General features: G+C 67.3%; 17 protein-coding genes and 1 pseudogene. 11 read left to right on the forward strand and 7 right to left on the reverse strand.

Features of this window, described 5'->3' with window-relative positions:
• Positions 1-115: 115 nt before the first annotated feature.
• The 4 genes from BT98_RS0122555 to BT98_RS25785 form a co-directional block, all read right to left on the reverse strand.
• Positions 116-1,354 (reverse strand): DegT/DnrJ/EryC1/StrS family aminotransferase, encoded by a 1,239-nt coding sequence (locus tag BT98_RS0122555; RefSeq protein WP_019462095.1) that lies wholly within the window; start codon positions 1,352-1,354, stop codon positions 116-118.
• 11 nt (positions 1,355-1,365) lie between these two features.
• On the reverse strand, positions 1,366-1,830 hold the full coding sequence (locus tag BT98_RS25780) for a DMT family transporter (RefSeq protein WP_019462094.1): 465 nt from the start codon (positions 1,828-1,830) through the stop codon (positions 1,366-1,368).
• Entirely contained in the window at positions 1,830-2,180 is a 351-nt protein-coding gene (locus tag BT98_RS0122565; RefSeq protein ID WP_019462093.1) for a DMT family transporter, read from the reverse strand. The genes BT98_RS25780 and BT98_RS0122565 overlap by 1 nt, the downstream gene beginning before the upstream one ends.
• Before the next feature lie 83 nt (positions 2,181-2,263).
• Entirely contained in the window at positions 2,264-3,607 is a 1,344-nt protein-coding gene (locus BT98_RS25785) for an aspartate aminotransferase family protein (protein ID WP_019462092.1), read from the reverse strand.
• Between the two features lie 395 nt (positions 3,608-4,002).
• Between BT98_RS25785 and BT98_RS25790 the strand changes: the two genes are divergently transcribed.
• From BT98_RS25790 to BT98_RS0122615, 9 genes are all read left to right on the forward strand, one after another.
• Positions 4,003-4,731 (forward strand): HAD-IB family phosphatase, encoded by a 729-nt coding sequence (locus BT98_RS25790; protein WP_019462091.1) that lies wholly within the window; start codon positions 4,003-4,005, stop codon positions 4,729-4,731.
• The gene (locus BT98_RS0122580; RefSeq protein WP_174978050.1) at positions 4,724-5,770 is read left to right on the forward strand and encodes an arginase family protein; all 1,047 of its coding nucleotides are present in this window, start codon (positions 4,724-4,726) and stop codon (positions 5,768-5,770) included. Before BT98_RS25790 ends, BT98_RS0122580 begins: the two co-directional genes overlap by 8 nt.
• Positions 5,767-6,645, forward strand: a complete 879-nt coding sequence (locus BT98_RS0122585; protein WP_019462089.1) for an alpha/beta hydrolase — start codon at positions 5,767-5,769, stop codon at positions 6,643-6,645. Before BT98_RS0122580 ends, BT98_RS0122585 begins: the two co-directional genes overlap by 4 nt.
• Complete coding sequence (locus BT98_RS0122590; protein WP_019462088.1) at positions 6,635-7,852, forward strand: GNAT family N-acetyltransferase; 1,218 nt, start codon at positions 6,635-6,637, stop codon at positions 7,850-7,852. The genes BT98_RS0122585 and BT98_RS0122590 overlap by 11 nt, the downstream gene beginning before the upstream one ends.
• A 31-nt stretch (positions 7,853-7,883) precedes the next feature.
• A complete protein-coding gene (locus BT98_RS26385) occupies positions 7,884-9,698 on the forward strand; it encodes a sensor histidine kinase (RefSeq protein WP_019462087.1) in 1,815 nt (604 codons plus the stop codon).
• Positions 9,673-11,073: a sigma-54-dependent transcriptional regulator gene (locus BT98_RS0122600; protein WP_019462086.1), complete on the forward strand. Its 1,401-nt coding sequence runs from the start codon at positions 9,673-9,675 to the stop codon at positions 11,071-11,073. The genes BT98_RS26385 and BT98_RS0122600 overlap by 26 nt, the downstream gene beginning before the upstream one ends.
• Positions 11,074-11,369: 296 nt before the next feature.
• Complete coding sequence (gene fumC / locus BT98_RS0122605) at positions 11,370-12,791, forward strand: class II fumarate hydratase (protein WP_026033375.1); 1,422 nt, start codon at positions 11,370-11,372, stop codon at positions 12,789-12,791.
• Positions 12,792-13,587: 796 nt separating this feature from the next.
• Positions 13,588-14,619 (forward strand): aromatic ring-hydroxylating dioxygenase subunit alpha, encoded by a 1,032-nt coding sequence (locus BT98_RS0122610; protein ID WP_051004931.1) that lies wholly within the window; start codon positions 13,588-13,590, stop codon positions 14,617-14,619.
• A 5-nt stretch (positions 14,620-14,624) separates the two neighbouring features.
• Positions 14,625-15,593 carry a PDR/VanB family oxidoreductase gene (locus tag BT98_RS0122615; RefSeq protein WP_019462083.1) on the forward strand — a complete coding sequence of 323 codons (969 nt, stop codon included), beginning with the start codon at positions 14,625-14,627 and terminating at the stop codon, positions 15,591-15,593.
• Positions 15,594-15,598: 5 nt separating this feature from the next.
• On the opposite strand, the gene BT98_RS0122620 is transcribed toward BT98_RS0122615, so the two are convergent.
• Positions 15,599-16,099 carry a MarR family winged helix-turn-helix transcriptional regulator gene (locus tag BT98_RS0122620; protein ID WP_019462082.1) on the reverse strand — a complete coding sequence of 167 codons (501 nt, stop codon included), beginning with the start codon at positions 16,097-16,099 and terminating at the stop codon, positions 15,599-15,601.
• Positions 16,100-16,155: 56 nt separating this feature from the next.
• On the opposite strand from BT98_RS0122620, the gene BT98_RS0122625 reads away from it, so the two are divergent.
• Together BT98_RS0122625 and BT98_RS25800 are read left to right on the forward strand one after the other, a co-directional pair.
• Positions 16,156-16,479 carry a hypothetical protein gene (locus tag BT98_RS0122625; protein ID WP_139341732.1) on the forward strand — a complete coding sequence of 108 codons (324 nt, stop codon included), beginning with the start codon at positions 16,156-16,158 and terminating at the stop codon, positions 16,477-16,479.
• A 57-nt stretch (positions 16,480-16,536) separates the two neighbouring features.
• Positions 16,537-17,889, forward strand: coding sequence for an MFS transporter (locus BT98_RS25800; RefSeq protein WP_115359366.1), 1,353 nt, complete (start codon positions 16,537-16,539; stop codon positions 17,887-17,889).
• Positions 17,890-18,197: 308 nt separating this feature from the next.
• Here BT98_RS25800 and BT98_RS27050 read toward each other — a convergent pair.
• Both BT98_RS27050 and BT98_RS0122635 read right to left on the reverse strand, forming a co-directional pair.
• Positions 18,198-18,431 (reverse strand): annotated as a pseudogene (locus BT98_RS27050) (2Fe-2S iron-sulfur cluster-binding protein); the annotation flags it as partial.
• A 63-nt stretch (positions 18,432-18,494) separates the two neighbouring features.
• Positions 18,495-18,775, reverse strand: a 281-nt coding sequence (locus tag BT98_RS0122635) for a transposase (RefSeq protein WP_027297343.1), incomplete at its 5' end; no start/stop codon positions are given.

The following is an 18,775-nucleotide window of genomic DNA, read 5'->3' on the forward strand; positions in this document are numbered from 1 at the left end:
CTGGAAGCGGCGTGCGGAACGTCCGCCGGGGCGCGTCACCCCTGGCCTCCTCCGGTGCCAGGGGCAAGGTGGCTGTCGCGCGGCCCCATGGCGAAATCCGGGACGGCTTCGCGAGTCAGGCGGAACCCGCGCCGCCCCGCAGCACCGAGAGGATCCGCTCCTGCTCCTCCGGTCGCAGGAAGAGGCTGTTGCCGATGCTGAGGCTACGCGCCGCGAAGTCGCGCGCCCGCGGGCAGGGGCGATCCGGGACGATGCCGCCGAGATAGGCATAGTCCGGCAGGGCGCGCGCGAAGAGCCGGCTGACGCCCAGCCCCTCCCTCCAGAGCCGGGCCAGCGCGGCCTCGGCATCCCGGGCGCGGTCGAACACCAGCACCAGGACGGGCCAGGTGCCCCGCTCCCCCGGGCGGTCCCCGAGCACCCGCAGGCCGGAACATGGGACGAGGCGAGCGGCGAAGCCCTGCGCCTGCCGCCGGGTCGCTTCCAGGAAGTCAGGCAGGCGCGCCAGGGCACGGCGCCCCACCGCCTGCCGCCAGGAGCCCACGCGGTGCAGCGGCACGTCGAGTGGAAAGCGGTCGCCAAGCGCGGCTTCCGTGTCGCCGGCACACAGGGCGCGGCGCAGGCCACGGCCATAGGCCATGGTCAGGCCCAGCGGGTTGTAGAGCAGCCCGTAGCCGAGCAGTTCCAGGCTGCGCCGTGCCTCCATCCACCGGTCGGGGCGCAGCATGGCGGCGGCGCTGTCCCGCAGCCCCTGGCGCAGGATCGGATCGCGGCTGACCAGCACGCCGCCCTCATAGAGCGTCAGGCCCTTGCCGACCGCCAGGCTGAAGAAGCCGATATGCCCTCGCAGACCGACCGGCACGCCCCCTGCCCGCGCTCCCAGCGCCTGGGCCGCATCCTCGATCACCCAGGCGCCGCATCCCTCGGCCAGGGCCAGCACAGCGTCCAGCGCGGCCACCCGGCCGGCGAGATGGGTGGGCAGCACCGCCAGCAGCCTTTCGTCGCAGAGCGGCGCGAGGCTGTCCGGGTCCAGCTCCGCCGTGCCGGGGAGCGTGTCGCAGGGGCAGACCTCCAGACCCAGCGCATGGATGGCGATGGCCACCAGCGGGCAGGTGAAGCCCGGCACCGCCACGCGCCGCCGGCTGCTCCGCGCCATCAGGCTGCGTAGCGCCACCATCAGCGCCGCGGTGCCGGAACAGGTGAGCAACACCTCCTCCAGGCCAAGGAAATCCGCCAGCGCCGCTTCCATCCCTCCCGCACCGCCGCCCGGGCGCAGGTCGCGCCAGAGCAGCGGCAGACCCGCGGTCGGAGGCAGTTCGCGCCAGGGGGAACGCGGCGGAAGCCGGGAAGGAGCCATGGCGGTGGGAATCAACCCGGCACGGCGCCGGGCGACGGGGCTGTCGATGGCATCCCGTTCCGATGCGGCCCCGGCCCGGCGTGGGTGCCCGCCGCCCCGGCCTCCGGTTCGTCCGTCTCGCTCAGGGCCAGGCAGACGATCCCGGCCAGGATCGCCGTGCCGCCCAGGATCTGCGCCCAGCCCAGGTGCTCGCCGAAAAGCGGCACGGCGAGCACCATCACCACCAGCACCTCCAGATGCGAGGCGGCGAAGGCGGGGCCGATCGGCGCGTGCCGGAGCAGGGCCATCCAGGTGAAGAAGGCGCCGAGATAGCCGCACAGCGCGACATAGACCCAGGGCTGCGCCAGGACCCGGCCCAGCCAGGCGAGGTCGGCCGTGACCGGCAGCGCGCCCATGGCGGCATACTTGAAGCTGATCTGCGCCAGCGCGTCGAAGGAAAGCAGCAGCAGGAAGCCCAGCAGGTAGAAGCGCCGCATCAGCCGATTCCCACCACCGCCACCCCAAAGGCGACGAGCAGGATGCCCGCCACCCGCAGCCGGGTCAGAGCCTCGCCGAACAGGAAGCGCCCGGCGATCATGATGGCGATGATGTTCACCGAGCCCAGCAGCACGCCGTCCGACAGCGGCACCAGGGACAGGAAGGCCAGCCAGACCACGAACTCGGCCACATAGCAGCCGAGGCCGAGCCACAGCCAGGGCCGCGCCGCCATCGCCCGCCAGCGTGCCATGCCGTCGCCGCCGGTGCGGGCGGCCGCCTTGAAGGCCAGTTGCCCGCCGGTGTCGAGCAGGATGTTGAGCATCCAGAAGGTGAGGATCATCGCGGACATGGGGAACTCCGTGCCGGCTGCGCGGCGCGCCATGCCAGGGGCGGCGGTGCGCCGCCCCAGGCGTCACAGGAAGCGGGCAGCGCTCAGGCGACCAGCATCTCGCGCAGCGTGGACTCGGCGGCCTCAAGCGTGCGGTCCACGTCGTCCTCCGTATGGGCGAAGGAGACGAAGAGGTTCTCGTAGGCTCCCGGGTGGAACAGCACGCCGCGCTCCAGCATCCCCTCCCACCAGTGGCGGAAGGCGTCGTGGTCGGCATGGCGGGCCGCGTCGCGGTAGTTGCGGATCGGCTCGCGCGAGAACCAGAGCTGGAAGACCGGGCCGAGGCCGACGACATGGGCCGGGGCGCGCAGGTCGCGCACCAGGCGCTGCAGCCCTTCGCGCAGACGGTCGGAGACGCGGTAGAGGCGTTCGTACATGCCGGGCTGGGCCAGTTCGTCCAACGCCGCGTTCGCCGCCGCCACGGCGATGGCATTGGCGTTGTAGGTGCCGGCGATGGAGACGCGGCCCTCGGCCACCAGCGCCATGATGTCGCGCCGGCCGCCCATGGCGGCGACCGGGAAGCCGCCGCCGAGGCCCTTGGCGAAGACCGACAGGTCCGGTGTGACGCCGTAATGCCCCTGCGCGCCGGCGAGGCCGATGCGGAAGCCGGTGATGACCTCGTCGAAGATCAGCAGCGCGCCGTGCTTGCGCGTCAGGTCGCGCATCGCTTCCAGGTAGGCGGGCTCCGGCAGGATGCAGCCGGTGTTGCACATCACCGGCTCGGTCAGCACGGCGGCGATGTCGTCGCCCTCGCGCTCCAGCGCCTCGCGCAGCGCGGCGATGTCGTTCCAGGGGAGGATGATCAGAGACTGGTCGATGCCCGCCGGCATGCCGGGGCCCTGCGGCACCGGGCGGGGCGCGGCATCGGGGCCGGCACGGCCCAGATCCGGGTGCTTGCTCCAGTAAACGCCGTCGGAGAAGCCGTGATACATGCCCTCGAAGCGGATCACCTTGCGCCGGCCGGTGAAGGCGCGGGCGAGACGCACGGTGTAGAGCACGGCCTCGGTCCCGGTGTTGCAGAGGCGGACCTGCTCCACGCTCGGAATGGCGGCGATGATCTTGCGCGCGAGATCGGTCTCCTCCGCCGCCGGCAAGGCGAAGACCGTGCCGCGTTCCTGGATGCAGTCCACCACCGCCTGGGTCACGCGCGGCGGCCGGTGGCCGAGCAGCATCGGGCCAAGGCCGAGCAGGTAGTCGATGTACTCGTTGCCATCGACATCAGTCAGGCGCGCGCCGGTGCCGTGCGAGATGAAGAGCGGATAGGGGTCCCAGCCCGACCAAGTGGCGCGGGCGGTGCTGTTGACGCCGCCGGGGATCACTTCGCTGGCCTTGGCGAAAAGGGCGGCGCTGGTCCGGCTGCGGTCCGGGTTCTGGTAGCTGAAGGTCATGATGTCTCGTGTCTCAGCGGATACCGATCTGCCGCGCCCCCCGGGTCGCCGCGCCATCGGGGTACGGGACCGGCAGGCCGGGTGGGCAGGCCATTGCAGGTGCCGTTCCAGCCGTGATGGCAGACGGGAGAGAATGAGGGATCACGAAACAATGAGTTGATTCGGCGGGATTTTATGGGTGGCATGGCGATATCCCGGCTTGGCAGGCAGGCTCGGCTGACCAGATGCCGGGCCCCGCATTCCGGGGATGGCTACAAGATTTGTAGCTCCGGAACCGCTCGTCCGGGGGCCTCTGTCGTCGGTTTCCCCAGGCTGGAGGCTGTTTTCCCCTTCAGGCACCCGATGGCACGCGCCTTGCGCTAGCGACACCACCCGCCCTTGATGAGGCCAGCACGGTGTCCGCAGAGTTCCAGGTCTATATCGACTTCGACGGCACGATCTCCCTCCAGGATACGACCGACCTCCTGCTGGAACGCTTCGCCGACCCGGCCTGGCTGGATGTCGAGGCCGAATGGCTGCGCGGCGCGATCGGCTCGCGCGAATGCCTGCGCCGGCAGGTGGAGCTGCTGCGCCTGACGCCGGAAGCTTTGGACGGCTTCATCGCCTCGGTGCGGATCGATCCCGGCGTGCCGGCTTTCATGGCCTTCTGCCGGGCGCGGGGCCTGCCGGTGATGGTCCTCTCCGACGGGCTGGACCGCGTGGTGTCTGGCGTGCTGCGCCAGGCCGGGCTGGGCGAGCTGCCGGTGCTGGCCAACCGGCTGGAGCGGGTGGGCGCGGAACACTGGGCGTTGCGCTTTCCCCATGCCCGCGCCGAATGCCGGGCTGCATCCGGCCATTGCAAATGCGCCCGCCTTACCGGCCCGGCCGGCCTGCCGGGACTGCTCATCGGCGATGGGCGTTCCGATTTTTGCGCCGCGGGCGAGGCCGGGTTCGTCTTTGCCAAGAGCCGCCTGATCGCCCATTGCGAGGCCGAGGGCATTGCGCACCAGCCCTTCCGCGACTTCGCCGAGCTGCTTCCGCGCTTCCTGGCCTGGCTGGAGAGCCGCCCGCACCGTGCTCCGAATGCCCCGCTGGCTGTCCCCGTGAAGGGCCCGCACGGCTGGCGGGAGCGCAGCCTTGCCTGAGACCCTGTCGATCGGGCCTGGCCGCGCCTGTTCCGGGACAGAGGCGGCACGCCCGCCCGTGCTTGTGCTGGATCTGGATGCCTCCCTGACGAGCCAGCCCGGCCTCGCCGGGCTGCTGCGCGACGGGCGCGCGATCCACATCGGGGCGCGTGACCTGGCACCCCGGCTGCGCATCGTCGCCGCCCGCCGGCCGCTGGCCCGGCTGCGGGAAAGGCTGCGCGAGGCGGCGGGGGCGGAGAACGTCCCCGGCACCATCGCCTTCTACGGCTCCGGCGACTTCCATCACCTCGCCACGCTCTTCCTCGCCCGGCTGCGCGAGAAGGTGACGCTGCTGCATTTCGACAACCACCCGGACTGGGTGCGCTTCCCGGCCACGGTGAACTGCGGCGCCTGGATCAACCGGGCGCTGGAACTGCCGCAGGTGGCACAGGTGGTGACCATCGGTCCGGCCGGGGAGGACCTGGTCCGGCCGCAATGGAAGGGTGCCAATCTCCGCGCCCTGCGCGAAGGGCGGCTGGAGGTGCATGCCTGGCGCGGCACGGAAAGCCGCTACTGGGGACGCCCCTTCGAGGCGCCGGGCTGCCGCGCTGGCGGTGGCCGCATCGCCTGGGATTCCCTGGCCGATGCCTCCTGGGACGGCTTCCTGGAAGCGCTGGATGCGCGGCTGCCCGGCCGCCCGCTCTGGTTTTCACTGGACAAGGACGTGCTCGGCCCCAACGAGGCGCTGACCAACTGGGAACAGGGCGGCATGGCGCTGTCGGCGATCCTGGGCGCGGTGCAGCGGCTCGGCCGCCGGCGCGGCATCCTGGGGATGGATGTCTGCGGCGACTACTCGCCGCCGCGCTTCCGCGACCCGTTCCGCTGGCTGCTGTCCGCCACCGACCGGGCCACCGTGCCGGAGCCTTCCGCGGCCGCGCTTGCCGTCAACGACCGCAGCAACCGCCGTATCCTGGAGGGCTTCGGCGCCCTGCCGGGAACGGCCCCTCCCCTCCCCCTTCCTTCCGAACGGCTCCTTGCCGCCCAAGGCCCTTCCGCATGATCGTCGACCGCAGTTGCTTCCTCCGGGGCCGGACCAGGACCGGCGTGCTGCTGATCCATGGGCTGGGCGGAACCCCGGCCGAGATGGCCCATCTCGGCCGGAGCCTCTACGGGACCGGTGCCCATGTGCTCTGCTGCCAGCTTGCCGGCCATTGCGGTACGGAGGAGCAACTGGCCAGGACCGGCTGGCGCGACTGGTACGACAGCGTCGAGGCCGCGCTGACCCGGTTGCGCGAAAGCTGCGACACGGTGATTGTCGGCGGCCTGTCCATGGGGGCCGTGCTGGCTGCCCGGCTGGCACGCGAGGAGCCGGAACGGGTCCAGGGGCTGGTCCTGCTGGCCCCGACCCTCCGCTACGACGGCTGGGCGATGCCGCGCTTCAGCTTCCTCCTGCGCGGGCTGGTGCATCTGCCCTTCGGCCGCCGCTATCGCTTCCGGGAGCAGGAGCCCTTCGGCATCAAGGACCCCCGCATCCGTCGCTGGGTCCAGAAGTCCCTGAACACGCCGGGCAACCTCGATGCCGGACTGGAGGCGACGCCGGCCCTGGCGATCCGGGAGATGTGGCGGCTGGTCGCGGACATGCGCGGCACCCTGCCGGAGATCCGCCAGGACACGCTGCTGATCCATGCGCGCGAGGACGACGTGGCGAGCCTTCGCAACGCCTTCCACTTCCAGCGCCATCTCGGCGGCCGGGTGGAGACGCTGGTACTGGAGGACAGCTACCACATCATCACGGTGGACCGGCAGCGCCAGATCGTGAACCGGCGCGTGGCCGATTTCGTCCGTCAGGCCGGTGGGTGGGAACTCGCCCCGCTTGCCGCGAAGCCGGAGGTGGTCTCGGACAATGATGCGGCCCATCTGTGCGATGCTGTCTGAGGGGGGCCTGCTGCCCGGTTCCGAGGGGTTCGGCCATGACCCGGGCGCCGGTCTGCGGGCCAGAATCCTGCCCGGCATCCATGCCCTGCCGCGCGAGGCCTGGGAGTCCTGCCTGCCCGGCGAGGCGGAGAGCTGGGCCTACCATGCCGCCTGCGAGGCCGGGGCGTCGCCGGAGTTGCGGATCGGCGCGGCGGCTGTCCATGACGGACAGGGGCTGGTGGCGGCCGTACCGCTGTTCCGCATGTCCTACCGCCTCGATACCCCATTGCAGGAAGGCTCCGGGCGGCTGGGGCGCGGCCTGGCCCGGCTGCTCCGCCCCGTGGCGCAGCTCAGGCTGCTCGCGGCCGGCTCCCCCTTCACCGAGCGCTGCCACCTCGCCCTGCGACCCGGGCTGACGGCGGAAGGGCAGGCCGCGGCGCTGCGGGCCCTGCTCGGGGCGCTGGAGGGGGAGGCCCGCGCGGCGCGCGCACCGCTCCTGGCCTTCAAGGACCTGGATGCCGGGGATGCCGCGCGGCTGGCGCCGGTGCTGGAGCCCGCCGGGTTCCAGCGCATCGCCAGCCTGCCGGTCGCCGTGCTGGATCTGGGCACAGGAGCGGGCGGGATGGAGGCCTATCTCGCCTCCCTGTCCGCTGGCACGCGCAAGGACCTGCGGCGGAAGCTGCGCAGCGCCGGGGCCGTGCGCATCGAGCACAGGGAGCATCCAGGGGAACTCGCCGCAGCGATCGAGGCACTCTACGAATCCACCCGGCGGCAGAGCGGCGTGCATTACGGGCCCTTCGAGGAACTCCCCCGGGACTATTTCCGCGCCGTGGCCGAGGCCCTGCCGGGCCGGGCACGCTTCGTGCTCTACTGGGTGGGCGGGGAGCTGGCGGCTTTCAACCTGCTGCTGCTGGAAAGGGACCGCGTCATCGACAAATTCCTGGGCATGGCCTACCCCCTGGCACGGCAGCATAATCTCTATGCCGTGAGCTGGGCGGAGAATGTCCGCTTCGCCCTGGAAACGGGACGCCATCTGCTGCAATCCGGCCAGACCGCCTATGCCTCCAAGTTGCGTTTCGGAAGCCGTCTGGAGCCCTCCGCCATCTTCGCCCGACACCGTAATCCCGTACTGAACCGTGCGCTCCGCCTCGCCGCACCCTATCTGGCCTTCGACCGCTGGGACCCTGATCTACGCGATCAGGGCGCGCGTTCCGCTGTCCGGGGGTGATGCCGGGACGGTGCGGAAACCCGCCGACGCGATGCCGCCTGCCTGGAAGCCGGGGAACCACGGGCAGGGCCTCCGGCCGCGCCCCTGGGACCGGCTTCGGGGCGCGGTCTTCCCGAAGGTCAGGCTGCGCTGGCAACTGACCTTCGCCTTCATGCTGGTAAGCGTCATCCCCGTGCTGCTGGCGAGCTATGTCGCGGCGGAAATGATCTCCTCGCGTTTCGAGCGCAGCCGCGAGCGCTGGCTGAACGACACCGCGCGGCTCATCGTGAGGCAGTTGCTGGAGGCAGAAGAGGAGGCGCGGCTGGCCACCGCCATCTTCGCCAACAGCCTGACCCATGCGCAGACGCTGGAGGGCGACCTCGCCGGATTTTCCGCGGATCTCCTGGTTTCCACGGGCTACGACCTGGTCGCCCTGTACGACCCGGACGGCCATGTGGTGCTGAGCCAGGGGCTGTCCGGCGACACCGCCTGGCTTCCCCGGCAGGACGGGGCCGGGTTCTACATGACCATGGCGGGGGGCACGCCGGTGCTGCTGCTCGGCTCCTCCCACCGCTTCCTCTTCGACGGGCGCCCCTATATCGCCTTCGTGGCGGACAAGGTGAACGACCGGCTCATCGCGGCCGCGCAGACGATCTCCTCGCTGCAGGTCAGCTATTTCGGCGCCCGGGGCACGCCGGCGCTCAGCTTCTCGAAGCGGGAGGGCCTCCCCGGCTTCTCCGTACCACTCGAGGCCCTCGCCCGCCTGGAGGCCGGCGAGCAGAGCGTTTCCGCCATGGCCCTGCCAGACGACAGGCTGGCCAGCGGCTTTGCCGCGCTGCGCGACCGCCAGGGCGCGCTCGTGGGGATCATCGCCGCGCGCCTCGCCAGCAATACGCCGGTCCTGTCGAATCTGGGCCTGCTCCAGCTCTTCGTCGCCCTGTCGCTCTGCTCCGGGCTGCTCTCCTTCGTGGTGGCGCTCGTCGTGTCCGCGCGGATCTCCCGGCCGGTCAGGGACCTCACCGCCGGCCTGCGGCAGGTGGCGAGCGGCAACTATGCGACCCGTGTCCGGGAAAGCGGAGACGGCGAGCTGGCGGAACTGACGGGCGGCTTCAACGCCATGACGGAGCAGCTGGAGCGGCTGCGCAGCATGGAGGCGGAAATGCGGCGGCGGGAGACGCTCGCCACGCTTGGCGAGGCCGCCACCACCATCGCGCACGAGATCCGCAACCCGCTGGGCATCATCAAGACCTCCAGCCAGGTCATCCGGGGCCGCGACGGGCTTTCGCCCGGGACCGAGCGGCTGCTGGACTTCGTGCTGGACGAGGTGAAGCGCATCGATCATCTCGTGCAGGACCTGATCGACTATGCGCGCCCGCGTGCCCTTCGCCTGCAGGTACTGGACCTGGCGGACGACGTGATCGCTGGCGTGGCCGATTTCGCCGAGGCGGAGCTGAGCCGCCGGGGCATCACCTGCGCGATCCTGAAGCCCTCCCTTCCGGTCAGGATCGCCGGCGATGCCGAACTGCTGCATCAGGCGTTCCTGAACGTGCTGATCAATGCCATGGAGGCGATGCCGGACGGGGGAGAGATCACCATCCGGGTGTCGCGGGAGGCGGCAGTCGTGCTGGCGAGCGTGGAGGACACGGGCAAGGGCATCGCCCCGGAGATCGTGGACCGGCTCTTTGATCCCTTCGTGACCAGCAAGCTGCATGGCACCGGCCTGGGCCTCGCCCGCGTGCGCGCCGTGGTGGAGAGGCATGGCGGCCGCATCGAGGCCGATAACCGGATCGGCGGCGGGGCCCGCTTCGTCTTCCATTTCCCCCTCGCCGAGGAGAAAGGTGATGGCCTCCTCCATCCTGATCGTTGACGACGAGGCGAGGCTGGCGGAGGTGCTGGCCGTCGGCCTCGAAGGGCGCGGCTTCGAGGCTGCTTTCGCCTGCTCCGCCGATGCGGCCCTCGGGCATGTGGCCACGCAGCGCGTGGATCTCGTGCTGACGGATCTGCGGATGCCGGGGCTTTCAGGGCAGGAGCTGCTGCGGCGGCTGCGGGCCGAGCACCCCGGCCTGCCGGTCGTGATCATGACAGCCTATGCCAGTGTGCGCGACGCGGTGGAGCTGGTGAAGGAAGGCGCCTTCGACTATGTCGCCAAGCCCTTCGACCTCGACGAGGTGGTGACCACCATCCAGCGCGCCCTGCATGTGCAGCAGGTGGAAAGCGAAAACCAGCGCCTGAGGCAGGAGCTGGAAGGGCGCCACGACTTCTCCAACATGGTCGGCCGGAGCCCGGTTTTCCAGCAGGCGCTGCAGCAGGTCGCCGAGGTCTGCGAAAGCCGCGCCACGGTGCTGCTGCAAGGGCCAAGCGGCACGGGCAAGGAGCTCTTCGCCCGTGCCGTCCACTACAACAGCGACCGGCGCAAGCGGGGCTTCGTCGCGGTGAACTGTGCCGCAATCCCCGAGGCGTTGCTGGAAAGCGAGTTGTTCGGCCATGTGAAGGGCGCCTTCACCGGCGCCATTGCCAGTCGCGACGGCCGCTTCACCATGGCGCATCAGGGCACGCTGTTTCTGGACGAGATTGGCGACATGCCCCTCGCCATCCAGGCGAAGCTGCTGCGTGCTATCCAGGAGCAGTGCTTCGAGCCGGTCGGCAGTACGCGGACCATCAAGGTGGATGTGCGCATCGTCGCCGCGACGCATCGCGACCTGCGGCGTGCGGTGGAAGACGGCCGGTTCCGCGAGGACCTGTTCTACCGTCTGAATGTCTTCCCGATCAATGTGCCGCCCCTGAACCAGAGGACCGGCGACGTGCCGCTGCTCGCGCAGCGTTTCCTGCAGCAGCACGCCGCCTCGATGGGCAAGCGCATTTCCGGCTTCAGCCCGGCGGCGCTGGCGGCCATGGAGAGCTATGACTGGCCGGGCAATGTGCGGGAGTTGCAGAACTGCGTGGAACGGGCGGTGATCGTGGCGCGAGCGGAGATCATCGACCTGCCGGATCTGCCGCGCTATCTCTTCGAGACCCGTGTACCGTCCGCGGCCGCGGCGCGGCTGCCGGGGGATCTCGACGCCGAACTGACGCGGCTGGAACGGGAGATGATGCTGGAGGCGCTGCGGCAATCAGGGGGCGTGCAGGCACGCGCGGCCGAGCGCCTGGGCATCAGCGAGCGCAGCTTCTGGCATCGCATGAAGAAGCTGGAGATCCGGATCGACCGTCATCTTCGGGACGATCGGACGGAGCCGGGCGCTTAAGCGGGACGGTGAGGCCGCCAGACGGGACGACCGGTGCTTCGCGAGGCCAGAGGCCGGGGACATGGCAGGCACGGCCGTCCTGGCTTCGGAGATTGACAAGTCTCTTTCAGGAACCGGCTTGGCGGGCATCGGAAGCTTCATGACATCGGGCGTGAGCAAAGATCGAGTCAGCCGTTATTATGATCGGCTCGTAGCTTCCCAAGCATCGGCCTTTATATGATAATGACATTCGTTTGCACTTTCCCGTGAACGTGAAGCGGGCCGTCTCAGCCAGTCTCGTCCGGAGTGGAGGATAGATGACACACGAGAACAGTACGGAGCCAGCTTTCCGAACCGAAACGGACTCCATGGGAGAGGTTCAAGTTCCGGCCGATCACCTCTGGGGCGCCCAGACGCAGCGGTCGCGCGTGAACTTTCCCATCGGCGTTGACCGCTTCCGCTTCGGCCGCCCGGTGATCCGCGCCCTGGGTATCCTGAAGAAGGCCGCGGCCCAGGCCAATGCCGAACTCGGCCAGATCCCGCGCGACAAGGCCGATCTGATCGTGCGCGCGGCGGATGAGGTCATCGCCGGCCGCTGGGACGCCGAGTTCCCCCTGGTCGTGTTTCAGACAGGCTCCGGCACCCAGACCAACATGAACGCCAACGAGGTGATCGCGAACCGCGCGATCCAGATCGCCGGTGGGCAGGTCGGATCGAAGAAGCCGGTGCATCCGAACGACGATGTGAATCACAGCCAGTCCTCGAACGACACCTTCCCGACGGCCATGCACATCGCGGCGGTGGAAGTGCTGACGGGCACCACGATTCCGGCTGTGCAGCAACTGCGTGACACGCTGGACGCCAAGGCGCGGCGATACGAAGGGATCGTCATGGTGGGCCGCACCCATCTGCAGGACGCCACCCCGGTGACGCTGGGCCAAGTGATCGGCGGCTGGGTGGCGCAGCTGGACGACGCCGTTGCGACGCTGGAGCATGCGCTGAAGGGCCTTCTCCGCCTGGCGATCGGCGGGACCGCGGTGGGCACCGGGCTGAATGCCGACCCTCGCTTCGGCGAGACCGCAGCCCGGTTCATCGCGAACGAGACGGGCCACCCCTTCATCTCCGCACCGAACAAGTTCGCCGCCCTGTCGGCCCACGACGACCTCGTGAACACCAGTGCGGCCCTGCGCACGCTGGCCGGCGCTCTGATGAAGATCGCCAACGACGTACGCTGGTATGCCTGTGGTCCCCGCGCAGGGTTCGCCGAGCTGCGGATCCCGGAGAATGAGCCGGGTTCCTCCATCATGCCGGGCAAGGTCAACCCGACGCAAAGCGAGGCGATGACAATGGTCGCCGTGCAGGTCTACGGCAATGACGCAGCCGTTGCGTTCGCGGGCAGCCAGGGCAACTTCCAGCTTAACGTCTACAAGCCTGTCATGGTGCACAACGTGCTGGAATCGGCCGAACTGATCGCCGATGCCTGCCGCGCGTTCGACGAGCACTGCGCCCGCGGCATCGAGCCGAACGAGGAGCGCATCCGCGAGCACCTGGACAGTTCACTCATGCTTGTCACCGCACTCAACCCACATATCGGCTACGAGAAGGCGGCCAAGATCGCGATGACTGCATACCGCGAGAACACGACCCTGCGCGCAGCGGCTTTGAAACTCGGCCATGTCACGGACGAGCAGTTCGACCAATGGGTGCGCGCGGAGGACATGACCGGGCCAAAGCCATAGGCTTCGGCGTCTGGCCTGCTTCCACCCCTGGCTGGATCGGAGGTCAGGCCAGCCTATGTCCCGGTCGCCAAACCTCCTTGACGGCTTCAGCGGTGGGATGCGCCTTGGTAGTGCCCTCAGGTCCAGCATGTTCTTCCGCTTTTTCGGGCCTGGCACGGGCGAGGTCGTCCTGGTTGTGGGAGGGTTTCTTCCGGCCCCGGCATCCGAAGCGAGGTCATGCGGGGGTCAATGCCGCTTGCGGGTGCGGCCGCATCGGGCATGCTGTGTCCCGAAGAGCGGACGCCGTCTCCAGCGCCGCTTGCTGATGCCGGGCCGGCCCTGGGACTTTCCCGGATCCAGCCCGAGCCGGAGGCCGCGGAACGTCGGGCATCAGTGCTGCTCGATGGCTTTCCGCAGGGCACGCCGGAACCCCTCGTCGCACAGCCATAGTCCTCCCTGCCCCGAGAGACGCGCGCCAGCCCTGCCCCGGTGATGCGCACCGGAGACGGCAAGGCAGCTGCTGCGAAGGCCCGCGTCTTGTTGCGCCGCAACAGAAAGTCGCGCTGAGGACCATAGCGTGCGCCACGATATGCCAGCCCTGCTCGCCGCCTCCTGAAGCCAAAGCACTTGGCAGTGGCCGCATGGCCCCAACTCAGGCCTGCTATCGAAGGGTGTGCCGGGGAGGTGTGTAACGGGAGCACAAATTCGGCTTGAAGTGCGACCAGGAATCACTAATGTGGATGCATCGATGTGATTGCAACGGTCCGGATTGACAACGGAGCCGAGCTCATTAGGCGGCGGACTGGGGAGGTTCAGCATGTTTCTGATGAACAATTGGTATGTGGCTGGCTGGGAAGCGGACCTTCAGCCGGGCAGTGTTGTAGCCCGGCGCTTCCTGAACTTGCCCGTGGTGCTGTTCCGAACCATGGCGGGCGAGATTGGTGCTCTTGAGGATCGCTGCTGTCACCGCGCCATGCCGCTCAGCAGCGGCGTCGTCGAGGGTGAGGCTCTCCGGTGCTTCTACCATGGGCTTGAATTCGCAACGAACGGTGCCTGCACCAAGGTTCCCGCGCAGGACAAGGTCCCGAGCTCCGCGCGTGTGCGAAGCTATAAGCTGGTGGCACGAAATCATGTGCTTTGGATCTGGATGGGCGACCAGGAACAGGCCGACGAAGCCCAGATCCCGGCGTATGAGGTGCATGACAATCCAAGGTGGGCGTGGACGCCATCCTACTTCCACCTGCAAGGCAACTGGCAGCTCCTGATCGAAAACCTGCTCGACCTGTCGCACCTCTCTTATGTGCATCCCAAGACGATCGGCGGAAATCCGGCGATCCACTTCCGCGCGCAGATGACCACCACGCGTACCGAGCGAACGGTCCGGGTCGAACGCCGGATGCCAAACTCCGCGCCGCCACCGACCTATGTGGCAGCGAAAGGGTTCACTGGTCTGATCGACCGCTGGCAGGAGATCGAGTTTGAGCCGGTCCTGATTCGCATCAACACCGGCGGGTGCGATGCCGGCACCGGCGCTTATGAAGGTCGTCGCGACCAGGGCTTCTCGATGTCGGGATTCCACGGGATCACGCCGGAGACGGAAAGCACGACGCATTACTTCTGGTCCATTGCGACCGATGCAGTCGCGAACGGCGTTCCCGAGACTGTCTTCCGGCAGACCTATGATACCTTCGTCGAGGACCGGGCTGTTCTTGAACAGCAGCAGATCCGACTCAGTGAAGACCCTCTGCGGCCGAAGGTCGATATCGTCAGCGACGCGGGTGGCAACCATGCACGCCGGATTCTCGCGCGGCTGATGGAAGCCGAACGTACGCAGGTTGCGGCGGAATAGCATCCATGCTCCAGCCCTGGCTTACGCTTCGCATTCTGCGCAAGCAACGCGAAGCCGAAGACATATTCTCCTTCGATCTGGCGTCGCGTGATGGTGAGGCTCTTCCGTCCTTCGACGCTGGATCCCATATCGATGTGAAGGTCGCGGAAGGGATCGTACGGCAGTACTCGCTTTGCAATTCGCCGGACGACCGTCGCCTCTATCGCATCGCGGTCCTCCGCACGCCGGATTCTGCTGGAGGAAGCCGCGGCCTGACGGAACGCTTCGAGGAAGGAGACTTGGTGGAGGTGGGTGCGCCCCGCAACCTCTTTCCTCTTTCTGCTTCGGATGGGCACAGCATGCTCTTTGCAGGCGGCATTGGCATTACACCGATCCTCTGCATGGCGGAGCGTCTGGCCCGGACCGGGAAGTCATTCGAACTGCACTACGCTGGCCGCTCCCGCAACCGTATGGCCTTCCTGCGAAGCATCGATGGGGGACCGCTGGCTGGTTTCTCCCATGTCTACTGCGATGACGAACCGGATCAGCCGCGCCTGGACCTTGCAGGGCTGCTTTCCGGACATGCGCCCGATACCCAGCTTTACGTGTGCGGCCCGACGGGCTTCATGAGCGCCGTGCTGGACACCGCGAAAGGCTTGGGCTGGCCGCCGGAACACCTGCACCGCGAGTACTTCGCGGCGCCTGCTGCCACGCAAACCGGTGCGGATACGGCTTTCGAGGTGCAGGTCGCCAGTACCGGCGCCAGGTTCCTGGTGCCACCAGAACGCTCGGTCGTGAGCGTGTTGGCAGAACACGGCATCGAAGTGAATGTCTCCTGCGAGCAGGGTGTCTGTGGCACATGCCTGACCAGGGTGCTGGATGGAGAGCCGGACCACCGGGACCAGGTGCTCACCGACAGCGAGCGTTCGGCGAATGACCAGTTCACGCCCTGTTGCTCGCGGGCACGGACGCCAGTGCTGGTGCTCGATCTATGAGGCGCTCAGGGCCGCTTATGGGGCGCTGGAGCTTCCGGCTCATAGGCATTGACAGCCGGAACGTTTGTCATGAGGCGGCGCAGGAGGTCCAGAAGCAGGCGACGCTCCTCCGCGTTTACCCCCTTCATGAGCAGCGCTTCTCGCGCCAACGCAACTTTCAAGACACGGTCATGAAGCGCCCGGCCCGCAGGCGTCAGCCAGATCAACTTGCGCCTCGGGTCCGTCTCGTCAGGCTCCGAGCGCGTGTATCCAGCCTGGAACAGGACATTCTCTGCCCGGCTGATAGCCGACTTGTCGACCCCCGTGGCATCGGCGACGATCTGAAGTGTCAGGCCATCGCCCTGAGCCAGCATGGTCATCAGCCGCCATTCGGCAACACCGATGCCGAAATGCTCGCGGTAGGTACGCGACGCCCCTGTGGCCAGGGAGTTGGAGAGACCTGTGATGAAGAACGGGAGATAGTTCTCAAGGTCCAGCACCGGTCCGTTCTTCGAGCCGTGCGCCATACGAGCCAGATCCTTCCTACCTTAGGGGAAGGGAATAAAAGCGTATGACGAGGCTGATGACTACCGACCTCTTTGCCCTGGCCGTGACGCTGCAGACGATCCGGCGCCGTGGAGATGTTTGTGTCGGTGTCCTCGGACAGGACGGACAGCCACTCGACTTGGACGATGCGGCACAGGACTGGCGGGCCTTCGTTCGCTTGGTGACGGACGAGATCTTATCCAACGGCGGCGAATCAACCACGGAGACGGCCGACATCGCCCTGGTGCGAGGGACAGATTCCTATCGCCAGTTTGTCGCCGGACATCCCGCCTTGGTCCAGCAGGTCAGCGCCGTGGTCACGGTGCGCGACAGTGTCGTTGAGGAAGTATTCGACGAGTAGAGACCAACCGGCACTAAGTTATCTACAGCATACCAATTAACAAAGCAGGAGGATAACATGAATGCTGACGACATAGGTCGGCACGTCCGGGAACGCAATATGACGCCGTTCCAGACGATGGTGGTGGGAATCTGCATCTTCATCAATCTTCTCGACGGATTTGACGTTCTCGCCATGGCTTTCACGGCCCCGGCCATTGCGAAGGAATGGGGGCTTCAGCCGACCGAGCTCGGGATCCTCTTCAGCGCGGGTCTGGCAGGCATGGCAACCGGCTCCGTTCTGCTCTCGCCACTCGCGGACCGGTATGGGCGCCGGGTGAGCATATTGATCTGCCTCGCCCTTATGACGGTCGGAATGCTGCTGTCGGCGGCAGTGCAGAGCACAACCCAACTTCTCATCCTGCGATTTGTGACAGGGCTGGGTATTGGCGGAGTACTCCCCAGCATCAACACGCTGATCGCAGAGTATGCTTCTCAAAAGCGTCGAGATCTCTGCATCGGTCTGATGACGATGGGTTATGCCGCAGGAGCGACCATCGGCGGGATTGTCGCGGTCTTCCTCATCTCCAATTTCGGGTGGCATTCGGTATTCCTGGCCGGCGGCATACTTTCGGCCGCGACCGCAGTGCTGGTTGCACTGGCTCTTCCAGAGTCCATCGATTTCTTGCTGGCACGCCGTCCGGTCGATGCACTGGGTAAGATCAATAATGCCTTGTCCCGGTTGCAGTTGCCTGTGCTCGACAGCCTGCCGCCGGTGGCCGTGCACGAACGCCATAGGACCGAATTCGGGACGATTCTTTCCGGTGCCATGAGGCGCACGACCCTCCTTGTCTGCAGCAGCTTCTTCCTGGCGATGATGACCTTCTACTTTCTTCTCAACTGGACGCCCAAGATCCTCGTCGACCTCGGCATGTCCATGGAGGGTGGCATTTCCGGCGCCGTCCTGATGAATATTGCAGGGGTGATCGGGGGGGTCCTGCTTGGCTGGTGTACGAACCGGTTCGGCCTTGGCCGGCTCACCATTGCCTACATGACCCTGTGCTTCGTGAGCGTCGTGGTCTTCGGTATGCTGCCGAGGTCGACGATCGCGCTTCTCTCGGGAGCATTCGCGATCGGCTTCTTCATGAATGGCGTGATCGTCGGACTTTATGCCCTGGTACCGACGGTTTATCCGCCTACGGTACGTGCAACAGGGGCCGGACTGGCGCTCGGGTGTGGACGGCTAGGCGCAACGGTTGGCCCGTTCCTGGCAGGCATGCTTATCGCGGGCGGATGGTCCCCCCTCACCTATTTCGCGGTTATGGCGCTGCCGATGCTACTTGCAGCCGTCGTCATCAGCCGTATTGCCGCAAGCCCCGTCCATGCGGCGAAGGTAACCACTGCACCGGAGGCCGCTTTCGGAGACCTTTGAACAGTCGCCACTGGCCACACAGGATGGCAGCTGACCGTCAAGTTGGTGGTGCCATCATGAAAGCTTGGCGCCTTGGGGCAACATGCGTGCGCGGGTTGCCCTAGGTCTGGAGGAATGGAGCCAGTGCCTTCCATACCGTCTAGCCGGTGTGGAGATCGGGAGCGGGATGAACAACCGCACCGGGTTTGTCGCAGGCTCTAAACTCCGAAAAAATGATGCAACGACGAGGAAGGTGATAGCGAACCGCTCATCACATCAGGCAAGCTCATCCACCCCTTTCACATCCGTGGTACAGAGTGTAGCGGCCTTCAGAGATCAAGCACGAGCCGTGCTGATCGTGCACGTGAAACGCACAAGCACATCCTGTCGTTCCGGGCTTTCTCGGCGTCGGTCAGATACATGTCCTGGTGGTCCGGCGTTCCATCCAGCACCACTGTCAGGCAAGTACCGCAGACTCCTTGTTCGCAGGAAACGTCGACGTTAATACCATCGCGAGCCAGTGCGGCCACGATTGTCTCGTCTGCCGCGACGCTGACAGTCCTTCCTGTACGCCGGGCCTCGACTTCAAACGCGCCTTTGGAGACAGTCTCATCGACTAAGAGCGCCTAACAGAACCGCCTAATCTGGCCGAGGCAGACGAGGGCGCAGGCGAGTGTGGTGAAGGCGAGGTGGATGTCGGCGCGGCGCTCGTAGCGGATGGTCAGGCGTCGGTAGCGGGCGAGCCAGGCGAAGGTACGCTCCACCACCCAGCGGTGTCGTCCGAGGCGGGCGCTGCTCTCGATGCCACGGCGTGCGATGCGCGGGGTGATGCCACGGGCGCGGCACTCCCGGCGGCAGCGACGGTGGTCGTAGGCCTTATCGGCGTGGAGTTTGCCCGGCCTTTGCC

This window comes from Roseomonas mucosa ATCC BAA-692 (assembly GCF_000622225.1).
Taxonomy (GTDB): domain Bacteria; phylum Pseudomonadota; class Alphaproteobacteria; order Acetobacterales; family Acetobacteraceae; genus Roseomonas; species Roseomonas mucosa.